At 73.6% G+C, this 22,306-nt stretch carries 14 protein-coding genes and 2 riboswitches; of the genes, 3 read left to right on the forward strand and 11 right to left on the reverse strand.

Features of this window, described 5'->3' with window-relative positions:
• Positions 1-70: 70 nt before the first annotated feature.
• From ACN28C_RS24915 to ACN28C_RS24925, 3 genes are all read right to left on the reverse strand, one after another.
• Complete coding sequence (locus ACN28C_RS24915; protein WP_422769950.1) at positions 71-1,288, reverse strand: PHB depolymerase family esterase; 1,218 nt, start codon at positions 1,286-1,288, stop codon at positions 71-73.
• A gap of 142 nt (positions 1,289-1,430) precedes the next feature.
• Positions 1,431-2,597, reverse strand: coding sequence for an AAA family ATPase (locus ACN28C_RS24920; protein WP_422769951.1), 1,167 nt, complete (start codon positions 2,595-2,597; stop codon positions 1,431-1,433).
• 73 nt (positions 2,598-2,670) lie between these two features.
• Positions 2,671-6,471 carry a CARDB domain-containing protein gene (locus tag ACN28C_RS24925; protein WP_422769952.1) on the reverse strand — a complete coding sequence of 1,267 codons (3,801 nt, stop codon included), beginning with the start codon at positions 6,469-6,471 and terminating at the stop codon, positions 2,671-2,673.
• Positions 6,472-6,898: 427 nt separating this feature from the next.
• Between ACN28C_RS24925 and ACN28C_RS24930 the strand changes: the two genes are divergently transcribed.
• Positions 6,899-7,909: a DUF5954 family protein gene (locus ACN28C_RS24930; RefSeq protein WP_422769953.1), complete on the forward strand. Its 1,011-nt coding sequence runs from the start codon at positions 6,899-6,901 to the stop codon at positions 7,907-7,909.
• Between the two features lie 878 nt (positions 7,910-8,787).
• Here ACN28C_RS24930 and ACN28C_RS24935 read toward each other — a convergent pair.
• The 4 genes from ACN28C_RS24935 to ACN28C_RS24950 all read right to left on the reverse strand — a co-directional run bounded on the left by ACN28C_RS24935 (position 8,788) and on the right by ACN28C_RS24950 (position 13,058).
• Positions 8,788-11,115 carry a rhamnogalacturonan lyase gene (locus ACN28C_RS24935; RefSeq protein WP_422769954.1) on the reverse strand — a complete coding sequence of 776 codons (2,328 nt, stop codon included), beginning with the start codon at positions 11,113-11,115 and terminating at the stop codon, positions 8,788-8,790.
• A 236-nt stretch (positions 11,116-11,351) separates the two neighbouring features.
• On the reverse strand, positions 11,352-11,978 hold the full coding sequence (locus tag ACN28C_RS24940) for a histidine phosphatase family protein (RefSeq protein ID WP_422769955.1): 627 nt from the start codon (positions 11,976-11,978) through the stop codon (positions 11,352-11,354).
• A complete protein-coding gene (locus ACN28C_RS24945) occupies positions 11,975-12,841 on the reverse strand; it encodes a CbtA family protein (protein WP_422769956.1) in 867 nt (288 codons plus the stop codon). The genes ACN28C_RS24940 and ACN28C_RS24945 overlap by 4 nt, the downstream gene beginning before the upstream one ends.
• 13 nt (positions 12,842-12,854) lie before the next feature.
• Complete coding sequence (locus ACN28C_RS24950; protein ID WP_422769957.1) at positions 12,855-13,058, reverse strand: CbtB domain-containing protein; 204 nt, start codon at positions 13,056-13,058, stop codon at positions 12,855-12,857.
• 33 nt (positions 13,059-13,091) lie between these two features.
• Positions 13,092-13,220, reverse strand: a riboswitch (cobalamin riboswitch).
• Between the two features lie 179 nt (positions 13,221-13,399).
• Here ACN28C_RS24950 and ACN28C_RS24955 point away from each other — a divergent pair.
• Complete coding sequence (locus ACN28C_RS24955; protein WP_422769958.1) at positions 13,400-14,188, forward strand: cobalt-precorrin-6A reductase; 789 nt, start codon at positions 13,400-13,402, stop codon at positions 14,186-14,188.
• Between the two features lie 11 nt (positions 14,189-14,199).
• Here the strand turns inward: ACN28C_RS24955 and ACN28C_RS24960 are convergent, their stop codons facing one another.
• The 4 genes from ACN28C_RS24960 to ACN28C_RS24975 form a co-directional block, all read right to left on the reverse strand.
• Positions 14,200-14,547: a hypothetical protein gene (locus tag ACN28C_RS24960; RefSeq protein ID WP_422769959.1), complete on the reverse strand. Its 348-nt coding sequence runs from the start codon at positions 14,545-14,547 to the stop codon at positions 14,200-14,202.
• Positions 14,548-14,705: 158 nt separating this feature from the next.
• On the reverse strand, positions 14,706-16,316 hold the full coding sequence (locus tag ACN28C_RS24965; RefSeq protein ID WP_422769960.1) for a precorrin-2 C(20)-methyltransferase: 1,611 nt from the start codon (positions 16,314-16,316) through the stop codon (positions 14,706-14,708).
• The gene (locus ACN28C_RS24970; protein ID WP_422769961.1) at positions 16,313-16,942 is read right to left on the reverse strand and encodes a precorrin-8X methylmutase; all 630 of its coding nucleotides are present in this window, start codon (positions 16,940-16,942) and stop codon (positions 16,313-16,315) included. The genes ACN28C_RS24965 and ACN28C_RS24970 overlap by 4 nt, the downstream gene beginning before the upstream one ends.
• On the reverse strand, positions 16,939-18,303 hold the full coding sequence (locus ACN28C_RS24975) for a precorrin-3B synthase (RefSeq protein WP_422769962.1): 1,365 nt from the start codon (positions 18,301-18,303) through the stop codon (positions 16,939-16,941). The genes ACN28C_RS24970 and ACN28C_RS24975 overlap by 4 nt, the downstream gene beginning before the upstream one ends.
• 77 nt (positions 18,304-18,380) lie before the next feature.
• Positions 18,381-18,456: riboswitch (cobalamin riboswitch) on the forward strand.
• 58 nt (positions 18,457-18,514) lie between these two features.
• Here ACN28C_RS24975 and cobN point away from each other — a divergent pair.
• Positions 18,515-22,297: a cobaltochelatase subunit CobN gene (gene cobN, locus ACN28C_RS24980; protein WP_422769963.1), complete on the forward strand. Its 3,783-nt coding sequence runs from the start codon at positions 18,515-18,517 to the stop codon at positions 22,295-22,297.
• Positions 22,298-22,306 lie beyond the last annotated feature (9 nt).

Here is a 22,306-nt window from a genome sequence, read left to right on the forward strand (position 1 = left end):
GCGGACTTCGAGCAGCGGGCCGGAGCGGCGAGGGCCGGCGCCCGGGGGTGAGGCGCCGGCCCTCGCCCGTTCAGCAACCGATCACCCAGTGGGCGGGACCGGTCTGCTTGAGCGTCGTGCTGGCGAAGACGTTGTAGAGACCCATCCTCGCGTTGGAGCCGAGCGCGTAGGCGTAGCCACCGGAGTGGTAGGCCCGGCCCGCCTGGACGTGTGCGTAGTTGCTCGCCGTCACGCAGACCGGGTCCTCACCGGGGTCACCGGGATCACCGGGGTCGCCCGGATCACCGGGATCGCCGGGATCGCCCGGGTCGGTGCCGGTGCCGAGGCCGAAGAAGAGCGCGTCCCGGTAGGCCGAGCAGATGGTGTCCAGGAAGTAGGCGGCGGCGGTGCCGCACTGGTCGGCGCCGGAGCCCGGGTCGACCGGGGTGCCGTGCCCCATGCCGGAAACCCGGTAGAGGCGCACCCGGTCGGCCCCGTACGTCTCCAGGGAGGTGCCGGCCGGCAGCGTCGACGTACTCGTCGGGGTCTGCGACACCCCGAGGACGTTGGTCCACTGGTCACGGGACTCGGTCGCGTTGGCGGTGCCGACGGTGTAGTCGGCGGTGCCGTGCCAGATCGCGATTTTGGGCCGGGTGCCGGAGTAGCCCGGGTACGCGTTGCGGACCAGGTCGCCCCATTGCGCGGGGCTGCGGTCGACGCCCGGGTTCATGCAGCTGAACGCGTTGATCATGCTGGTGGCGCAGCGGTACGGGATGCCGGCGACGATCGAGCCGGCCGCGAAGGTGTCCGGGTAGGTGGCCAGCATCGCCGCCGCCATGGCGCCACCGGCGGAGAGACCGCTCACGTAGACCCGGTTGGCGGCGATGCCGAAGTTCGTCCGGGCGTGGTCGACCATCTGCTTGATCGAGAGCGCCTCGCCCTGGCCCCGGGCCGTGTCACCCGGCTCGAACCAGTTGAAGCAGGAGGTGGAGTTGTTCGCCGACTTCTGCTCCGGCACGATCAGCGCGAAGCCCCACTGGTCGGCGTACTTGCGCCAGCCGGAGTTGCTGAAGTAGCCGTTGGCGTTCTGCGCGCAGCCGTGCAGCAGGACGACGGCGGGCGCGTTGCCGGGCAGGTTGTCGGGCCGGTAGGCGTACATGGTGAGGTTGCCGGGGTTGGAGCCGAAGCTGCCGACCTGGTTGAGGGTGGCGGCCTGGGCGGGCGCGGCGACGGCGAGCACCCCCACGGCGGCGAGTACGGGGACGAGAGCGGCCCGCGCGAGGCGGGCCAGGACGGGTCTGCGGAGCATGGTGGGCCTCCGGGCGACGGTGTGGGCTGGATCACGCTGAAGTTGCCGCGACGTTACGGCGCTGCGACGAACCGGCGACATGGCGCGCAGTCACACATTTCCGGACATCGAAGTGATGGTGCTCGCCATGGTCCTCGAGCTGCTACCGCTTGGGCCACTGCCAGGCCGGCTCGTCGAGACGGCCGCGCCCGGCCACCCGGGTCTCGCCGAAGTCCTTCACCAGCTCGACCGTGGTCAGCTCGGCGGCGTCGCGCTCCAGCGCGCCGGTGAGTGCCCGGGCGTGGCTGACCACCACCACCTGGGTCCGGGCCGCGCCGGCCAGGATCAACCCGGCCAGCGGTCGCAGCAGCTCCGGATGCAGGCTCGTCTCCGGCTCGTTGAGCACCAGCAGCGCCGGAGGGCGCGGGCTGAGCAGCGCGGCGACCCAGAGCAGGTAGCGCAGCGTGCCGTCGGAGAGTTCGGCGGCGGCCAGCGGCCGCAGCAGGCCGTGCTGGCGCAGCCGCAGCTCGAAGCGCCCCGACTCGACCCCGATCTCCACGGTGCTGCCGGGAAAGGCCGCGTCGACGGCGGAAACGAGCGCCTCGGCGTCACCGGTCTCCCGGATCGTCTGGAGCGCGGCGGCCAGGTCCCCACCGTCCGGGCCGAGTACCGGGGTCCGGGTGCCGATCCGCGCCTGCCGTGCCGGCGCGGCCGCGTCGGTACGCAGGTGGTCGTAGAAGCGCCAGGAGCGGATCCGCTCCCGCAACGTGAGCAGTTCCGGGGCGCGCTCCGGATCGGTGTACTCGCTGAGCATGCTGTCGAACGGGTGCACCGCGTCCGGCACCGCCCGAAACGCGCGGCCGTCCCGGATCCGCAGCGCGCTCCCGGCCCGCTCGGCGAGCAGCGTCGACGGGCGCAACAGCGGGCCGGCCCAGACCGCCTCCCGCTTCACCTCGGGGTCGAGGCCGAAGGCCGAGCGCTGCGACGGTGGCGGCAGGCCGAAGTCGACGGCGTACCCGAAGTCGGGCCCCGCGAAGCCGAGGCGGAGGCTGACCGGACCGCGCCGCACCGTACCCTGCACCGGATGCTCGCCGGCCCGGACCGCCCGACCGATGGTCTCCGGCCCGGCCCAGAGCGTCGACGGCAGCCCGCCCTCCCGGGCCAGCGCCGCGACCGCCCCGTTGCGGGCCGAGTCGGCCAGCAGCCGCAACGCCCGGTAGAGACTCGACTTGCCGGTGCCGTTCGCCCCGGTCACCACCGTCAGCCGACCCAGCTCCAGGACCAGGCTGCGCAGCGACCGGTAGTTCTGCACGGCCAGGGTGCTGATCACCGCACCAGGTTACGGCGACCCGGGTGCGCCTGCGGTGGTGCTGGCCGCAGGCGCACCCGGGACCGGCCGAAACTCAGTCGACGGCCGGTTTGCGCGGTTGCCGGGGCGCCGGCTGGGCGCCGGTGATGGTGAAGCTCGATCCCGGCTCGACCACGATGTTGCCGGTGGCCGAGTTGGTGATGGTGACGTTCGACAGCGTCGCGCTGCCGCGTGCACCGTTCATCGCCAGGATCCCGGCGCCGTTGTTGGACCGGTCGATCCGGACGTTGCTGATCACCACGCCCGGCATGTTGCCGCCGCCGGACTTGAACTGGATCCCGTCGTACGTCGAGTCGACGATCTCGGTGTCCCGGATGGTGACCCCGACGATGTCCCGGGTCGCCGGGAAGAGCGTGATCGCCCCGAACTTCTGCTGCTCGCCCCAGAAGGCGCCACCGGTGCGGTAGAGCCCGTTGTTGGCGATCAGCGTCTGCCCGGAGAAGGGCAGCGGGTCGTGGTCGGTGGCGAGCATGATCCCCGGGTAGTTCATGGTGTCGTAGATGAGGTTGTTCTCGATCCGGTTGCCGTAACCGCCGTAGATCGCGATGCCGTTGGCCCGCCAGGGCAACTGGATGGTGTTGTTGACGAAGGCGTTGGAGTGGCCGACGTCGACCGAGGTGTCCCGGACGTAGCGGCTGGCCCAGACCGCCAGTGAGTCGTCACCGGTGTTCCGGAACGACGAGTTGAAGACCCGCGAGTTCCGGGTGCCGTTTGTGAAGTTGATCCCGTCGGCATAGGTGTTGCGGATCCGCATCCCGGTGAACTCCAGCCCGTCGCCGGGCCCCCAGAGCGCCGGGATGTTGTCGTAGTCCCGGCCGACCCAGACCCCCACGTTGGCGTGCTCGATCCAGACGTTGCTGATCCGGGTGTTCTCGCCGAACCGGCCGTTGAGCCCCACGCCGCCCTCGGCGCCGCCCGGTCCACCCCGGATCCGGCCCGAGCCGAAGATCGCGATGTCGGAGATCTGGGTGTTGTCGTCGATGTCGAAGCCGAAGTTCCCCTCGTGCGGGTGGTTGATCCCGCCGACCACCAGGTGCGGCTCGGTGAGGGTGTAGAGCTGGGAGTGCCACATCCCGGCGCCCCGGATGGTGACGTTGCTGATCCCGACCTGGTTCCACTGGCCCCGGTCCAGCGGGTCGTCGGTGAGGATCTTCTGCTCCTGCCGCCACTGCCCCGGCGGGATCCAGACGCAGCCGATCACCCCGTTCTGGTCGTCGGTGACCGCCCGCTGGATCGCGGCGGTGTCGTCGAGCCCGTCGTTCGGCACCGCACCGTACTGGGTGATCGACGTGCAGCCGGCCGGCTGGCTGGTCGGCGGGGCGACCTGCTCCAGGTCGATCATGTCGATGACGTAGAACGGCGCGCTGTCGTTCGCGTCGCGTTGCAGCCGGAACCGGGTGCCGGCCGGGTACGACTGGCTCAGCAGCGCGTTCGCCTCGTCGAAGAGCCGCCGCGCGTCGGCCTGCGGGGTGTTGGTCAGCCCCTCCGGGTCGTCGGTGTTGCCGTAGAGCCAACTGTGCCGGGAGGAGAGTGTCAGCTTACGCAGGAAGGTGTCGTTGACGTAAAGGCTGATCGTCGCCTCGATGCCGCCGCCGCCCGGCGCGTCCGGGATGGAGTTGCGCACCACGATCGAGTTCGCCGCGTTGGTGGAGGTGAACTCGACGAACTGGCCGGTGCTGTTCAGCCGCACCGACCTGCGTCCGGAGGACTCGGTGGCGAAGTTGGTGTGCCCGAAGGTACGCAGCGGGTCGGCCTCCAACAGGGTGCCCTGGTAGCGGGCGGCCTCCGCCTCGTACGAGACGTACGGCACCGCCGCACCGCGCCCGACGACGATCGACTGGGTGCGGACGTTGTTGCCCTCGTTGGTCTCCGCGACCGTGTTCGTGGCGTCGGCGGTGGCGGTGATGGTCGCGCCGCCGCTGGTGGCGGTCCAGCTGCCGCCGATCGCCACGTTGACCGTGGCGCCGGCCGCGATCGACGGGGTGTTGGCGTTCAGCGTGGTGCCGCCGACAGTGACCCGGGTGACGGTGGTGGCGCCGGTCGCGACGGTGCCCCGGTTGTTGACCGCCACGGTGAAGGTGACGGCCGCCCCGACGGCCGGGTTCGGCGGGTTGCTGGTGATGCCGAGCACCTGCAGGTCCGGGCCGGGCGCCTGGCCGACCACCAGTGGCGACGGCGCGGTGTAACTGTTGTTGGCGTCGTTCTGCTCGACTATCGCGTTGGTCGGGTCGACCACCGAGGTGACCGGGTAGCTGCCCTGCGGCCGGGTGCCGGCGTTGACGGTGACGGTGGCCGAGGCGCCGGCGGCCAGCGCGGTGACCGGGGCGCTGCCGGCGACGGTGCCACCGAGGCTGACGCTGACCGTGGTCGCGGCGGCCGCCGCCGACCCGCTGTTGCGGACGGTGGCGGAGAGCACGATCGGGGTGGTCTCGGTCGGCGCGGCCGGCGTCCAGGTGGTCGAGGCGACCACCAGGTCCGGGTTGGGTGCGGGGGTGCCGCAGACCTCCAGCTCGGCGACCTGGCCGGAGGGCGCGCCGGTGTTGGAGTTGAACTGGAGCCGCAGGTCCGCCGTGGTGGCGGTGACCGGGATGGTCACCGCGTTGTTCCCCTGCACGAACTGGTAGTTCGTCGCCGGCACCAGGCTGGTGTATCCGGTCGCGGCCTGGTCCCGGCCGAGGACCTGGAAGTTCTGGGTACGGGTCCCCCAGGCCGGATCGGGGTTCAGCCTGACCTGCACGGCCGTGATCGCGTGGTTGGCGCCGAGCGCCACCGTCAGGCTCTGCGGATAGCCCGGCGCCCCCTCCCAGTACGTGCCGAGCGAGCCGTCGACGGCGTTCGCCGGCACGAAGCTGAAGGTGGAGCCGGTGGCGGTGACCGGCCTGCCCCGGGCCACGTTGGTGCAGCCGGGCGGCTGGCTGCCGGTACGGGTGACGGTGTTGCTGTTGCCGGAGAGGTTGCCGGCCACGTCCCGGGCCCGCACGAAGTACGACACGGTGGCGCTGGCCGGCTGGGTGTCGGTGTAGCTGGTCACGGCGCCGAGCGAGGCGACCTGTGCCCCGTTGCGGTAGACGTTGTAGCCGGCCAGGCCGCTGCCGCCGGGGTTGTCGGTCGAGGCGCCCCAGTTCAGGGTGATCGACTGCCCGGACGCGGTGTAGGAGAGCGTGCCGGGGACTCCCGGCGGGGTGGTGTCGGTGCCGCCGCCACCGTCCGGGCCGTAGACCTCCAGTTCGGAGACCTGCCCGGCCGGCCATCCGCTGTTCGCCGTGACATGGATGCGGAGATAGCGGGTGCCGGCCTGCCCAAAGGTGATCGTCACCGAGTTGCCGTCGACCGCGGGGTTGAAGGTGTAGGTCCGGGAGGCCACCAGGTCGCCGAAGGACGAGCCGTTGGTGCTGCCCCGCACGCTAAGCGTCTGGGTACGGGTGCCCCAGCCGGCGGTGGGCAGCTTCAGGACGACCCGGTTGACCGGTACCGACGAGCCGAGGTCGACCTGTATCCACTGTGGAAAGGCGTGGTTCACGCTCTCCCAGTAGCTACCCTGGTTGCCGTCGACGGCCCGGGACGGGTCGTAGACGTCGGCGTGGCCGCTGGCCTGGGTCGGGCGTCCCTGGGCGAGGTTGACCTCCGCCAGCTCGGCGGCGGTGTCAGGCCGGCCGAGCCGCTCGGCCGCAACGGTCTGTTGGCGTGCCGGGGCGGTGTGTTGGCCTGCGAGGGCGGTGTGTTGGTCTGCCGGGGCGGGTGCGGCTACCGCGGGCGCGGCGGGCGCCCCGAGTGCGGCGAGCACAGCAGCGGCGACCGCCGCCGCCGTCACCGGGACCAGATCTGAGCGTCTCATCACTGTCCTTTTCGCTGTGGACGGTTCTGCCGGTGGCGTGGCCACGGGCACGGTGGTGGGGGTTGCCGGGATTGCGGTCGGGCGGGGACCGCGCAGCCGGTCCGGTTGTCCGGAAGCCGACAGGGCCGATCTAGTACGGAAGTTCCGGTCTCCAGTAGCAGATTTAGCAGTGATCTGCTCTGTTCTTGCGGAAGGTTGGCCAAAGGTTACCGTCGTGCTATCGGGACGTCAACGCTTCCACCGCGATCGATGTGACTCGCCGCACTACCGGCACGGTGTCCTAGGAGGATAGGAACTTAGCTACGCTTCCGAGCGGCCCGGCGCAGAACCGGCCGAACCGGCGGTGGCGACAATCTGTACCCACGTTGTCACGCGTCTCGGAGCGCCGGACGCTGAAAAACCGAAACCGTCGGGGCACACTGCGTGCATGACTCATCACGGTAGGCAGGTGCCGGACCATCTGCTGATCCGGATCGCGCAGCAGGGCGATCCGGTGTCGGCGGTCTCCGAGGACGACGCCCGGCGCCGTTCGATCGCCTATCCGAAGTTGATGTGGGGTACGCCGGTCTTCGGGCACGCCGAGGAGGTGGCCGGCGGCTGGCGGATCCTCAGCCTCAGCGGCGACCATCCACAGGGCAGCCGCGACGCGCTCGGCTCGCACCTCCGCCGGCTGCGCAGCAGGACGCCGGAGACCGCCGACCACGCGGCCGAACGACGGGAATACCAGGCGGCGATCCGGCTGCTCGACTGGGAGGTGGTCGACGACCTCACCGTGCACGGCCGCCGCTACCGGATCATCCGGGTCCAGCCCTTCATCCGGATGGGACCGGACGGTCCCGAGCCGCCCCGGCCCACCGACCCGGATCCGTACCCGGCCGGCCAGACGAGGGACGTGCCGCCACCGGAGGACGGCTTCGTCATCGATCCGGCCGCCACCACCGGCCTCTCCGACGGGCTGTTGCGGATCGAGATGGCGCCCGCCTTCTACAAGGCCGGGATCGTCGCCGACGACGTACGGGCCGACTCGCGCCGGGCACTGGTCACCCATCCGAACGTGGTGCTGCTGCCGGTCGTCTTCACCATCGGCGAGTATCTGGACCAGACCTGGCAGCCCCGGTCGTCCGCCACCTACCCCACGCCACAGGCGGCCCGGGACTCCGCGGCCTTCCGGTTCAGCGACGTAGTCCCGCACGAGGACGCCACACTGGAGGAGATCAGCGCCGCCTACACCAGGGCGCTGGAGGAGTTCGAGGCGCCCCGCACCGACGAGTTCGAGATCAAGGGTGTGCGCTGCCGGGTGACCCGGGTCGAGCGGTTCGTCCGGATCGGTCCGGACGGCCCGGAGGGACCCCGTCCGTCCGACCGGGATCCGGAACCACCACCGGAGCTGCACTGTCAGCAACTGCGGGAACAGGGCCTGCTGCCCGAACTGGACTGAGCCGCCGACGCGCCGCGACGAGCCCGAGTCCGACGAGCGCCGCCGCCAACAGCGTGCCGGCGACAAGCATGCTCCGCCGCGAGGTGTCGGCGGCCGGTTCCGGCGCCACCCGGGATCCGGCCGGCACGGCCGCACCGCTTCCCTCCGCCGCCATACCGCTCCCCTCCGCCGCCGCTCCGGTCAGCACGCTGAACGGGTTCCGGTCCTGGTCGACCTGGACCGCCGGCGGTCGGATCGGGCCGGGCCAGTGTTTCGCGGTCTCGACCGGTCGCAGCGGTGCCGGCACACCGAGCACCGCCAGCCCGCCGGGGACGGTCAGCGTCCCGACATGGTAGTCGGGGAACCCGCCCTGCTCGGCCACCACCGTCCAGACGCCGGGATGCGGGACCGCGACGGCCGCGGCGTAATGGGCCGGCTCCGGCAGCACCGCCGCCGGGAACGACACCGACTCGCCGTCGCGATCGACGAGCCGCAGCGCGACGGGTCCGAGCTCACCCTCGAACGGATGGAAGCCGTGCTGGAGCACCCAGAGACCGACCGTGTAGGCGCGACCCGGCTCCAGCCGCTCCGGCAGCGGATCCAGCAGCGTGACCGCCCAGTTGCCGGCCAGGGCGGGTGCCGGTGCGAGGAGCAGGGTGCCGGCCAGCCCGACCAGGGTCGCGGCGACGGCGGCGAGGGTGCGACGGGCGCGCATCGTGGACCACCTCCACCGGGGACGAGCCGCGCCTCCACCGTCCGGTTCCCGGGCCTGCCGGATCCGGCGCCCTGTCGTCTCGGGACACCGCGCCCGGCCCCGGCACGCCGGGACCCGGCGCCGCCGTGCGGCGCCGGGTCCCGCCTGCTCCGGCCGGTCTTCCCCGGTGCTTTTCGGGTGCCGGTCAGCGACGCGGCAGCGGCACCCGGGACCAGTCGAGGTCCGAGCCGAGGTAGAAGCTCGGGTACGACGGCTGGTTGTAGGTGGTCTGCTGCCGGGCCACCTCGACCCGGTACTGCGGATCGTGCATCAGGGTGTAGAGCTTGCGGTCGGTCAGTTCGGTGCTCAGGTGGATCCGGATTGCCGAGCTGTCCAGGGTCCGGGTCAGCAGCTCCTCGCGCCAGTCGCCGAGAATGTCGGCGACCAGCCCGGGGTTGCCCTTCGTACCGTTGTTGGTCCGGGTGCCCTCGGCGGTGAGCAGCCGGCCGCGCCGCCAGTCGTCGATGCTCGGGGTGACGTCCCCGGCACCGTTGACGATCTGGGTGGTCATGTCCGCCGCCCACCTGATGCTCTGGTTCGTCCCCGGGATCACCGTGCTCAGCAGTTCACCGTCGGCGGTACGCAGACCCGGCCCGTCCGGCTGGCCACCGACGACCGTCGCCCAGGTCTCCAACCCCGGCTCCTCCGGCACCACGTCGCCGACCATGCCGCGCCCGGTGTCGACCCCGGTGTAACCGCCGTAGATCACCTCGCCGGTCTCGGCGTCCCGCAGCGCGTAGCCGTACGGCGCCCAGCTCGCGCCCTCGTGCACCATGAAGATCTCCAGCCCGGGCCGGGCCGGGTCGATGTCGGTGACGTGCATCGCGTCGCCGTGCCCGAGCTTGGCCCGCGCGCCCGGATCGGCGCTGCCGGGTGGCAGGACCCCGTAGGAGCTGTAGAGCAGGCTGCCGTCGTGGTCGATGGTGGCGCTGCCGTAGATGATCTCCTGCTTGCCGTCGGCGTCCACGTCGGCGACGCTCAGCGAGTGCGCGCCCTGGGTGGTCAGGGTGCCGTGCTCCGGGTCGGTCCCCTCCCGGCCGTGCGGGCCGTCGTTGAACGGGTTGGTCATCGGCACCCAGCCGCTGTCGACGTACCAGTCCTCGCGCAGCCGCCGGCCGTCCCAGCGGTAGGCGACCAGGGTAGCCCTGGTGTAGTAGCCCCGGGCGAAGATCGCCGACGGGTGGCGGCCGTCCAGGTACGCCACGCCGGCCAGGAACCGGTCGACCCGGTTGCCCGGCTCGATCCGGCTCATCGCGTAGTCGCCCCACATCAGCCCGTCGTCGTGCCGGCCGGGCTTGTAGTGGATGGTCTGCAGCTCGCGGCCGGTCGATCCGTCGAAGACGGTGAGGTATTCCGGACCGTCCACGATGAAACCCTGGAACGACCGGAGCGCGTTACGGCTGCTCCGGGCCGGTGCGTACACGTCGATGAAGTAGTCGACCAGCGCCTCGGCGTCGGGCCGGGCGAGCGGGTAACTGTACGCCGGCGCGATACCGAAGGCCTCCTCCAGGGTTGCCGGCCAGCGTCCGGCCACCACCTCCGGATGCCGGTGCCAGCCGAGGAAGAGGTCGACCAGCTTCTGCCGGTACTCCTCCGGGCTGAGCCGGTAGTCGTCGCTGTGCGAGTATCCGGCCCGCACGTCCTCGCGGGGCATCGTGATGTACCGCTCGGAGACGGCCCGGCCACGACGGTCGTACCGGGTGACCTTGGTGCCGGGAGCGGTCTTGAACATCATCTCGGCGCGGCCGTCGCCGTCGAAGTCGTAGACCAGGAACTGCGTGTAGTGCGCACCGGCCCGGATGTTGACGCCGAGCGAGACGCGGTGCAGCAGGGTGCCGTCGAGCTCGTAGGTGTCGATGTAGACCTCGCCGGTGTAGCCGACCTGGGAGACGTCCTTGGAGTTCGACGGGTCCCACTTGACGACGTACTCGTACTGCCCGTCGCCGTCGACGTCACCGACGCTGAGGTCGTTCGCCGAGTAGGTGTAGGTCTCACCGGTCGGGGTCACCCCGTCGGCGGGTTTACGCAGCGGCAGGTCCCGATGGCCGTCGGCCCACGGTGAGACCGGTGCGCTCCGGCCAGCCGGCCGGCCACGGAGCACGGCCGCGACCTGGTATTTCGCGTTGGCCGTGCCGGCGCGGTCGAGGTAGTTGGTGCTGTCGGTGACGGTCGCGATCCGCCGTCCGTTCCGGTAGACGTGGAAGTCGGCTCCGGTCAGGCCGGTGCTGCCGCGTCCGGTGGCCTCGGCACCCAGCAGCCGCCAGCTCAGGAAGACGCCGTCGGTGGTGGCGACCGCGACCAGGCCGCGGTCAAGGCGTTCGAGGCGCGGTCCGGCCGGACGGTGGCCGGAACCGCTCGGCTGGGCGGCGACGGCGGCCGGGGTGCCGAGCAGCAACGCGGTCACCGAGACGCCCGCGACGGCGGCCCGGGACAGGGTTGCGAGAATGCGCTTTCCCCTGGTTCGAGAACTCATGGGTCTCCAAATATGCATACGACCCGGTCTGTGGTGGGCGAGGGTGCGACCGGGGCTGAAACGATACAATCAACCGAGGATTGTGGATGCCACGCGAGCTTGTCAAGGCGGGGCCGGTGGCCGATAGCGGACGACCGCCGGGCCGCCGGGCGCGGTGTCCGAAGCCTGACGGCGCTAACCGGGTCGGCCGGGCCGCCCGGTGCCGGCCGGCGGCCGAGGGTCGCCAGCGCCTGCCGCTATCTCGCTCCGTCGGGGACGAGATCCTCCGGTTCGGGGACGGCGGCGGTCAGCCGGAGCCGCCAGTCCTGCCCGTCCCCGGCCAGCCGGACGACCGCCAGCGGAGCCACGTCCAGCCGCCAGAAGGTGGCGGCGGGCAGCCGCAGCGCCCGGACCAGCGCGGCGCGGAGCACCACCGGATGGGTGACGGCGACGAGCCGGCCGCCCCGGTCGAGTTGCCCGGCCAACCAGCGGTCTATCCGCTCCAGCAGCATGGCGACGGACTCACCGCCGTGCGGCGCCGCCTGCGGCTCCGTGAGCCAGTTCCGCAGCGCCTCCGGCTCACCGGTGACGACCTCGGTCAGCGGACGCCCGGTCCACCGGCCGTAGTCACAGTCGGCCAGCGCCGGCTCCGCGACGGGGCGCAGACCCAGCGCGTACGCGGTCTGCCGGCCCGCCTCGGCCGGGGTGCTCAGGCAGGTGTCGACCCGGCCGAACGGCCCGGGCCGCCCCGGCCCGGCCGGGGCCAGTGCGCGGGCCGCCCGCAGGCCCCCGAAGTCCAGCCCCTCGTCACCGCCGCCGAAGACCGCGCGGCGCAGGGCGGCGGTGTGCGCGTGGGCGACCAGGTGCAGGCTGGTCCGGCTCACCGCCCTGCCGGCGCGTCCGCCCCCTCCGGCATCCCGGCGGGCCGCCCCGGTCCGGTCGAGCCGCCCTCGACGGCCGGCCCGTCCCCGACGGTCGAGCCGCCGTCGACGGCCGGCCCGTCCCGGCCCGCCGACCGGAAGGTCCGGCCACCCCGGCCGACCAGGATGGCGAAGAGCAGCCCGATACCGGTCCAGAGCACCACCTGGGTGCCGAGCGAGGCGATCCGGAACTCCCAGAGCAGGGTGGCCGGGAAGTCGTCCGGCACCTCCGAAAAGGACGGCAGCACGGTGTACGCGACCGCCGTGACCAGCAGGAACCCGCCGACCGCCGCCGCGGCCCGCAGCCCGTACGGCGCGGACGGGCGGACCGAGCGGTGGCCGAGGGCGGCGGCCCAGACGGCCACCAGGCCGAGGAGCACCAACAGCAGGTAGCTGCCGGTGCGCTGGTTGATGGTGTCCGGGTTACCGACGGCCGGTGGGTTCGCCGGATACTTGCCGAACGGCACGATCACGGCGCCGAGCAGTGCCGCACCGGCGAGCAGCAGCGCCGCTTGGCCGTCGTCGGCGGTCCGCAGCCGGCGGCGGAGCAGGACGTACCCGATGGCGAGCAGGCCCCCCATCGCGGCACCGAAGAGGCCGGTGGCCAGGAAGAGGCCGGCCCGCTGCCCGTCGCGGCTGACCAGCGCCTCGTCCTCGGCGTGATGGTCGCCCCCGGCCCCGGGCTCGGAAGCGGCCGCCTGTTCCTCGATGGCGATCGCGGCGTCGACCCGCGGCTCGCCCGCGACGTAGGCGAAGGTCCCGGCGACCAGACCGGCGACCAGACCTGCGAGCAGGCCACGCAGCAGCAGTGCGAAGAAGTTCGGCACGGCGGTCGCCCGATCAGTGGCAGGGTACGCCGAGCAGGTGCCGGCCGTCGTGCATCAACTCGTGCAGGAACATCCCGCTGCGGGAGACGGCCCCCTGGTCGAACGCGACCAGGTAGGTGAGCAGGGCGAGCACGGCGACGACGGCGAGCGCCGTCCACAGTAGCCGGGCGGAGACCGCCGGGTGGGCGAGCGGCCGGGCCGGAGTGGGGCTGGACATGCGCGTGGGACCTCCTCGGGGATGACGCGTCCCCTTCGACAGGCTGCGACGGCCGAGCGTCCTGGCTCGCGGCACCCGAGGCATCGCCCCGGACCGCTCACAGTGGCGCGACCGCGCCGGACTTGCACCGGCTTCCCTCACACCGCCGCAGATGGCAAGTTGACGGTATCCGGGCCGTACCCGCCGGTCAACCGGTGCGTCCGCCGGCCACCGCGCGGTGCGGGCCGGCGCACGGGGACCGGGAACAGCGTCGCCCGGCACGGCGGTAACGGAGGTGGTGGAGGTCACGAGCCGACGGCCGCCCGGTTGTCCCAGGCCGGAGCGGCCGATACGGTCGCGCCGTGACGACCCGGGTGCTGCTGCTGGGCGGCACGGCCGAGGCGCGGGATCTGGCCGCCGCACTGGTCGACCGCCCCGGCACGGTGGTGGTCTCCTCGCTGGCCGGCCGGGTCGCCGATCCCCGGCTGCCGGCCGGACAGGTCCGGATCGGCGGGTTCGGCGGGCCGGCCGGACTCACCCGATGGCTGACCGAGCACCGGGTCGACGCCCTGGTGGACGCCACCCATCCGTACGCGGCCCGGATGCGGGTGTCGGCGGTCGAGGCGGCCGGGGCGACCGGGGTGCCGTACCTGCGGTTGGAGCGTCCCGGCTGGACGGCGGGCCCCGGGGACCACTGGCACCGGGTGCCGGATCTCGCCGCCGCGGCGGCCCTCGTGCCCCGGCTGGGCCGCCGGGCCTTCGTCACCACCGGCCGGCAGGGCCTGGACGCCTTCCTGCACCTGACCGGAAACTGGCTGCTGGTGCGGGTGGTCGACGATCCGGCGATGCCCCTGCCGGGCAACGTGACGGTGCTGCGCGACCGGGGCCCGTACGAGGTCGCGGCGGAACGGGAACTGCTGGTGACGCACCGGATCGACGTATTGGTGAGCAAGGACAGCGGCGGCGCGTACACGGCGGCGAAGCTGGCTGCCGCCCGCGACCTGGGGCTGCCCGTGGTGCTGGTGGACCGGCCGGCCCCGGTCCCGCTGCCGGCGATGGTCACCGAGGTCACCGCGGCGCTCGCCTGGCTGGAGACGGCGCTGCCGCCGGCCCGGCCCGGCGCCGGGCGGTCCCCGCAGACCGCCCGGTGACGCTGCGCGGATCACGGGTAGTACTGGACGTACAGGTAGGTGGTCCACCAGCCGTTGTCGCGGCACTCGTACGCCTTGTACGCCCCGAAGGCCACCCCGATCTGCCCCGTCCGGTTGCAGATCTCCCAGCCATCCTCGAACGGGAACGTCGTCCACTGGTCGATCGGACCCACCCACTCGTCCGCCGTCACGGCCCGCTCGGCTCCGGCGGCCGGCACGGCCCGCTCGACCCCGGCCGCCGGCACAGCCCGCTCGACCCCGGCCGCCGGCACAGCCGCCACGGCTGGTCCGCCGGCCGCCAGCCCGGCCACGAGCAGCCCGCCCAACGCCACGACCGTCATCAATCCTCTCCGGACCATCCCCAGCTCTCCTTCCGGCTCGACACCCCCCCGTCGAAGGTGCGGTCGACACAGCCTCGCCCCGGCCAGCTTCAATCCGGATTCACCCCGACGAGCACCGGACTCAGCTCGACGAAACTCAGCTCGACGAGCGGGTGGGCCCGGGGCCGTGCCGGCGGTCAGCCCGGATAGCTGCGGGGCGTCCAGACGACGGTCGAGCCGTCGGCGCGCCGGTCCCATCGGGTGGTGGAGGAACCGACGATCAGGAGGCAGCGCATGTCGACCTCGGCTGGGTCGAGGTCGGCCAGCGGCACGACGGTGACCCGCTCCCCCGGCCGCCCGACGTCCCGGGCGATCACCACCGGGGTGCCCGGTTGCCGGTGCCGGAGCAGGGTCTGCCGGGCCGCCTCGACCTGCCGGCGCCGGCTGGCCGACGCCGGATTGTAGAGCGCCAGCACCAGATCGGCGGCGGCAGCCGCGGCCAACCGCCGCTCGATCACCGCCCAGGGTTTCAACCGGTCCGACAGGGAGAGCACCGCGAAGTCGTGACCGAGCGGGGCACCGATCCGGCTCGCTGCGGCCTGCGCGGCGGTCAGGCCGGGCAGCACCCGTACCGGGACGACGCCGAACCGCTCGTCGGTGGTGGCGACCTCCAGCACCGCCGTTGCCATCGCGAAGACCCCGGGGTCACCGGAGGAGACCACGGCGACCCGGGCGCCGGAGAGGGCGAGTTCCAGGGCGTGCCGGGCCCGGTCGATCTCGACCTGGTTACCGGAGGTGTGCCGGTGCTGGCCGGGACGGTGCGGCACCCGGTCGACGTACGGGCCGTAGCCGACCAGGTGCTCCGCCTCGCGTAACGCCTGGCTCGTTTCGGGGGTGAGCCAGCGACTGCCGGCGGGGCCGAGGCCGACCACCGTCACGCCGCCGGTCGGCACAACCGCCCCGCCGCCCCGGCGGCCCGCCCCGGGCCCGCCGCTGCCGCCCGGGCCGACACCCGCGGCCACGGCGGCGCCGGTGGGGCTGGTCAGCACCGCCAGCGAGAAGTAGGGCACCCCGGCCGGCTCGACCTCGGCCAGCGGCAACTCCCGCCCGTCCCGGCCCGTGGCGCGCTCGACGTACCAGGCGGCGTCCAGCCGTCCGGCATCCTCGAACGCCGCCCGTACCTGCGGAAACGTCCGCCCCAGTTTCAGTACGGCGGCGGCGTCGGTGTCGGCCAGCCGCCGGGTCAGCTCGTCGGCCGGCAGGGTGCCCGGCAGTACGGTGAGCACCTCGTCCCGCTCGACCAGCGGCCGGCCGAGTACGGCGGTGGCGGCGCTGATCGAGGTGACCCCGGGTACCACCTCGGCGGGGAACCGGTGTGCCAGCCGCTCGTGCAGATACATGTAGGAGCCGTAGAACATCGGGTCGCCCGCGCAGATGACCACCACGTCCCGGCCGGCGGCGAGGTGCCCGGCCAGCCGTTCGGCGCTGGCGTCGTAGAACTCGGTGATCGCCGCCTCGTAGCCGCCCGGATGGTCGGTGGTCTCGGTGGTGACCGGGTAGACCAGCGGCTCGTACCGCTGCCCCTCCCGCAGGTAGGGCTCGGCGATGCTCCGGGCGATGCTGCGGCCGTGCCGGGCCGAGTAGTAGGCGACCACGTCGGCGGCGCCGATCAGCCGGGCGGCCTTCACCGTCACCAGTTCGGGGTCGCCGGGGCCGACACCGACACCGCGCAGCGTCCCCGGCCGCCGACCGTCCGGCCGCTCGCCGCCCGCGGTGTCCGGGCCGCTCTCGCCCACCGTCGCGCTCACTCGACCTCGCTCGCGATCGCGTTGACGGCGGCGGCGGTGATGGCGCTGCCGCCGCGCCGACCGTGCACCACCAGGTAGGGCACTCCGGCGCCGTGCGCGGCCAGTGCCTGCTTCGACTCGACGGCGCCGACGAAGCCGACCGGCACGCCGACGATGGCCGCCGGCCGGGCGGCACCCTCGTCGAGCATCTCCAGCAGCCGGAACAGGGCGGTGGGGGCGTTGCCGACCGCCACCACGGCGCCGTCGAGCCGGTCCCGCCAGAGTTCCAGGGCCGCCGCGCTGCGGGTGGTGCCGAGCCGCCGGGCGAGTTCGGGCACCTCGGGGCGGCGGAGCGTGCAGAGCACCTCGTTGTCCCGGGGCAGCCGGGCCCGGGTGATGCCGGCGGCGACCATCGCCGCGTCGCAGAGGATCGGCGCTCCGGCCCGCAGCGCCACCCGGCCGGCCCGCACCAGGTCGGCCGAGACCTCGACGTCGTCGACCAGGTCGACGCTGCCACAGGCGTGGATCATCCGGACCACCACCGGGGCGATCTCCGGTGGCAGCCCGGAGAGGTCGGCCTCGGACCGGATCGTCGCGAACGACCGCCGGTAGATCTCCGCGCCGTCGCGGACGTACTCGTAGCTCACGTCTGCCTTCCTGCCCGCGCGGCCAGGGCGGCCGGTGGGGTCCCGTGCCAGCTCTGGCCGCCCGCCTCGATCCGGTATCCGGTGCCGGTGGCGACCGCCAGCACGGCCTCCCCGGCCGGCCTGCCGCAGCAGCGGTCACATCCGACGACGTGCACCGGCAGCGGCTCGCCGACCGGCGGATCCGTGCCGACCGACACGTCGGCCCCGACCGGCGGATCCGTGCCGACCGACACGTCGGCCCCGACCGGCGGATCCGTGCCGACCGACACGTCGGCCCCGACGGGCGGATCCGTGCCGCCCGGCACGGCCGGGGCGGTCAGCGCCTCGGTGACGTCCCGCCGCACGTCGGCCAGGGCGCTGCCGCAGCCGGGCCGGCCGGTGCAGGCGGTCACCCCGAGCCACGGCGACGCCGGGTCGACCAACAGCCCGGCCGCGGCCAGCCGGCCGACGATATCCGGTCCGTCCGTGTCGAGCACCAGGCTGCGCCACGGGGTGACGATGATCTCGTCCGTGGTGGCGATGCCGGCCAGCAGCCTGGCCTGGTCGGCGGTCAACCGGCCGAACCGCGCGCCGGCCACCGCCACACCGCCGGGGTGGGCGCCGACCGGTGTCGGACGATCCCGCCTGACCACCGGCAGCCTCTCCGCCCGGGTCGGGCGCGCGTCGTCCGGCGTCTCAGCCGGACGGTCGAGGGCGGCGGTGACCTGCGCCGGCCCGTCCAGCAGGTCCGCGAGCCGCCACAGGTCGCGGCGGTCGCCGCGTACCCGGAGGAAGGCCCGGGCGGCGGCGATCAGCAGCTCGACGGCGTCCGGCGGACCGGCGCGCAGCCCGGTGTCGGTGCCGGCCAGCCAGAGGACCCCGGAGCCGCCGGTCCAGCAGAGGTCGGCACCGAGGGCGGCAACGTCGTGCCGGCCGTCGTCGAGGGCGAAGAGGAACCGGCCGCTCAGCGACGCCAGGTCGGCGGCACCACGCAGCGCCGCGTCGAGGTCCCGCACCAGCGGGCGTACGTCGAGCCGCCCGGCCCGGTCGCGCCCGCTCAGCGGCGAGGCGAGCAGGTTGCGGACCCGCTCGTGGGTGGCGGTGGGCAGCAGCCCGGCGGCGGCGATCCGGTCGGCGACCCGGCGTACCGCGGCGTCGTCGGGGAGGGCGCGGAGCTGGAGGTTCGCCCGGGAGGTCAGCTCCAGGCCGCCGCCGGCCTCCACCTCGGCCAGCCCGGCGAGGACCCGCAACTGTTCGGGGCGGAGTTGGCCGCCGGGGAGCCGCACCCGGACCAGAAGCCCGTCGGCGGCCCGGTGCGCCCGGAGCGCGCCGGGGCAGCGGTCCTCCGGTGGCCGGGCGGACGCGGTGGCGGGGGTGGGCACCGGCTCATCGTAGAGTCGGTGTCCTCGCCGCCGGCCGGCGGCGAGACGAGCGAGAAGAGCATCACGCGGTGGACCCGGAGGAACCCGGTGCGAGTCCGGGGCGGTCCCGCCACTGTCACCGGCCCGCGGTCGCGGGTCGGGAGCCAGACACTCCGGACCACCGTCGGCGACGGACCACGACCACGGGCGCGGACCCGGGGAGGAGCCACCCATGCCTGCGGCGGACGCTGCGACCACCATCCTGCTCTTGTCCACATCAGACACCGACCTGCTCTCCGCGCGGGCCGGTGGCGCGGCGTACCGGCTGGCGAACCCGGCCCGGATCGACCCGGCCGACCTGCCCGACCTGGTCGACGGCGTCGACCTGGTGGTGGTACGCATCCTCGGCGGCTTCCGGATGTGGGAACAGGGGCTGACGGCGCTGCTCGGCGGCGCCCGGCCGGTGGTGGCGCTCGGCGGCGAGCTGACCCCGGACGCCGACCTGATGGCCCGCTCCACCGTGCCGGCCGGCACCGCCGCCCAGGCGCACGCCTACCTGGCCCAGGGCGGGCCGGAGAACCTGCGCGAACTGCACGCCTTCCTCTCCGACACGGTGCTGCTGACCGGCCACGGTTTCGCCCCGCCGGCCGCGCAGCCGAACTGGGGTGTCCGGTCCCGCCCGGCCGGCCGCACCGGTGGGCCGGTCGTCGGGATCCTCTACTACCGGGCGCACCAGCTCAGCGGGAACACCGGATTCGTCGACGCACTCGCCGACGCGGTCACCGAGGCCGGTGGCCAGCCGCTGCCGGTCTTCTGCGCCAGCCTGCGTACCCCGGAACCGGAGCTGCTGGCGACGCTCGGCGAGGCGGACGCGTTGCTGGTCACGGTGCTGGCGGCCGGCGGTACCCGGCCGGCGGACGCCGCCGCCGGTGGCGCCGAGGAGTCCTGGGACGTCGCGGCGCTGGCCGCGCTGGACGTGCCGATCCTGCAGGCGCTCTGCCTCACCTCGTCCCGGGCGACCTGGTCGGCCAGTGACGACGGGCTCTCCCCGCTGGACGCGGCGACCCAGGTCGCGGTGCCGGAGTTCGACGGGCGGCTGATCACCGTGCCCTTCTCGTTCAAGGAGGTCGACAGCGACGGGCTGCCCCGCTACGTCGCCGACCCGGAGCGGGCGGCCCGGGTGGCCGGCACCGCGGTCCGGCTGGCCCGGCTCCGGCACACCCCGGTACGGCAGCGCCGGCTCGCCCTCGTGCTCTCGGCCTATCCGACCAGGCACGCCCGGGTCGGCAACGCGGTCGGGCTGGACACCCCGGCCAGCGCCGTACGCCTGCTCCGGGCCCTGCGGGACCTCGGCTACGACGTCGGGCCGGCCGACGGCCCGGACGCGCTGCCCGGACTGACCCCGGCGCCCGCCGCCTCCCCCGACACCACGTTGCCCGACACCGCCTCCCCCGACACCGGGTTGCCGGACGGTGATCGGCTGATCCACGCGCTCATCGCCGTCGGCGGCCACGACCAGGAGTTCCTCACCGAGGAACAGCTCGCCGCCAACCCGGTACGGATCCCGCTCGCCGACTACCGGCGGTGGTTCGAGGCGCTGCCGGCGGAGTTGCGCGAGGCGATGGTGGCGCACTGGGGGCCACCGCCGGGAGAGCTCTACGTGGACACCTCGCGGGATCCGGACGGTGAGATCGTGCTCGCCTGCCTGCGCGCCGGCAACGTGGTGATCATGATCCAGCCGCCGCGTGGCTTCGGCGAGAACCCGGTCGCCATCTACCACGACCCCGACCTGCCGCCGACCCACCACTACCTGGCCGCCTACCGCTGGCTGGACGAGAGCTTCGGCGCGGACGCGGTGGTACACCTCGGCAAGCACGGCTCGCTAGAGTGGCTGCCCGGCAAGACCGCCGGGCTCTCCGCCTCCTGCGGGCCGGACGCGGTGCTCGGCTCGTTGCCGCTGATCTATCCGTTCCTGGTCAACGATCCCGGGGAGGGTGCCCAGGCGAAGCGGCGGGCGCACGCGGTGATCGTCGACCATCTGGTGCCGCCGATGGCCCGCGCCGAGAGCTACGGCGACATCGCCCGGCTGGAACAGCTTCTCGACGAGCACGCCAACATCGCCGCCATGGATCCGGCCAAGCTGCCGGCGATCCGGGGCCAGATCTGGACGCTGATCCGGGCCGCCCGGCTCGACCACGACCTCGGCCTCGACGAGCGGCCGCACGACGCCGAGTTCGACGACTTCCTGCTGCACGTGGACGGTTGGCTCTGCGAGGTGAAGGACGCGCAGATCCGCGACGGCCTGCACGTGCTCGGCGAGCCGCCGACCGGCGAGGCCCGGGTCAACCTGGTGCTGGCGATCCTGCGTGCCCGGCAGGTCTGGGGCGGCCGGGCCGGCGCCGTCGACGGTCTGCGCGCCGCGCTCGGGCTGGACGAATCCGGCGGAACCGGCGGGGCCGACGGAACCGACGGAACCGGCGGAACCGGCGGGGCCGGCGGGGCCGGCGGAGCCCCGGACGGCGACCACGCGCGGACCGCCGCGGTCGACCGGATCGAGGCGGTGGCCCGCGCCCTGGTCGAGGCGATGGAGGCCCGGGACTGGGCGCTCGACGCCGTGCCGGCGGTCCTGGCCGACGTGCTCGGCGCCGACCACCCGCGCACCCCGGCGGTACGCCCGGTGCTGGAGTTCGCCGTCACCGAGGTCGTCCCCCGGCTGGCCCGGACCACCGACGAGATCACCAACCTGCTGCACGCCCTCGACGGCGGCTACGTGCCGGCCGGTCCGAGCGGGTCGCCGCTGCGCGGGCTGGTCAACGTGCTGCCGACCGGCCGCAACTTCTACACCGTGGACCCGAAGGCGATCCCGAGCCGGCTGGCGTACGCGACCGGGCAGGCGATGGCGACCTCGTTGGTCGAGCGCTACCGGCGGGACACCGGTGAGTGGCCGCGCTCGGTCGGGCTCTCCGCCTGGGGCACCTCGGCGATGCGGACCGCCGGCGACGACGTGGCCGAGGTGCTGGCCCTGATCGGGGTGACGCCGACCTGGGACGAGGCGTCGCGCCGGGTCGACGGTTTCGAGATCGTGCCGCTGGCCGAGCTGGGCCGGCCCCGCATCGACGTGACCGTGCGGATCAGCGGCTTCTTCCGGGACGCCTTCCCGCACGTGGTGCTCCTGCTCGACGACGCGATCCGGGCGGTCGCCGCCCTCGACGAGCCGGACGAGCAGAACTTCCTGCGCGCGCACGCCCGCGCCGACCTCGCCCGGCACGGTGACGAGCGGCGGGCCACCAGCCGGATCTTCGGCTCCAAGCCCGGCGCGTACGGTGCCGGGCTGCTGCCGCTGATCGACAGCGGGAACTGGCGCGACGACGCCGACCTCGCCGAGGTCTACACGGCCTGGGGCGGCTTCGCCTACGGGCGCGGGCTGGAGGGCCGGCCGGCCCGGGAGGAGATGGAGGACGCGTACCGGCGGATCGCGGTGGCGGCGAAGAACACCGACACCCGGGAGCACGACATCGCCGACTCCGACGACTACTTCCAGTACCACGGCGGGATGATCGCCACGGTGCGGGCGCTGACCGGGCGGGCGCCGAGGGCGTACATCGGGGACAGCACCACCCCGGACGCCGTCCGCACCCGCTCGCTGACCGAGGAGACCGCGCGGGTGTTCCGGGCCCGGGTGGTGAACCCGCGCTGGTTGGCGGCGATGCGCCGGCACGGCTACAAGGGCGCGTTCGAGCTGGCCGCCACCGTCGACTACCTCTTCGGCTACGACGCCACGGCCGGTGTGGTCGCCGACTGGATGTACGAGGACCTGGCCCGGACGTACGCCCTCGACACGGAGAACCAGGAGTTCCTGCGCCGCTCCAACCCGTGGGCACTGCGTAACATCATCGAACGCCTCTCCGAGGCCGCCGACCGGGGCCTGTGGGCCAGGCCCGACCCGGCCACCCTGGAGGCGCTGCGGGAGGCGTACCTTCGCCTCGACGGGGACCTGGAGGACACCGGAGCCTGAGAGCGGCGG

The organism is Plantactinospora sp. WMMC1484 (assembly GCF_049315195.1).
In the GTDB taxonomy this organism is placed as follows: domain Bacteria; phylum Actinomycetota; class Actinomycetes; order Mycobacteriales; family Micromonosporaceae; genus Plantactinospora.

What these genes read in the sequence shown, in the direction of transcription:
- ACN28C_RS24915 (WP_422769950.1), bottom strand. Translation starts at nt 1,288, where the DNA reads ATGCTCCGCAGACCCGTCCTGGCCCGCCTCGCGCGGGCCGCTCTCGTC.
- ACN28C_RS24925 (WP_422769952.1), bottom strand. Translation starts at nt 6,471, where the DNA reads ATGAGACGCTCAGATCTGGTCCCGGTGACGGCGGCGGCGGTCGCCGCT.
- ACN28C_RS24930 (WP_422769953.1), top strand. Translation starts at nt 6,899, where the DNA reads ATGACTCATCACGGTAGGCAGGTGCCGGACCATCTGCTGATCCGGATC.
- ACN28C_RS24935 (WP_422769954.1), bottom strand. Translation starts at nt 11,115, where the DNA reads ATGAGTTCTCGAACCAGGGGAAAGCGCATTCTCGCAACCCTGTCCCGG.
- ACN28C_RS24950 (WP_422769957.1), bottom strand. Translation starts at nt 13,058, where the DNA reads ATGTCCAGCCCCACTCCGGCCCGGCCGCTCGCCCACCCGGCGGTCTCC.
- ACN28C_RS24960 (WP_422769959.1), bottom strand. Translation starts at nt 14,547, where the DNA reads ATGGTCCGGAGAGGATTGATGACGGTCGTGGCGTTGGGCGGGCTGCTC.
- cobN (WP_422769963.1), top strand. Translation starts at nt 18,515, where the DNA reads ATGCCTGCGGCGGACGCTGCGACCACCATCCTGCTCTTGTCCACATCA.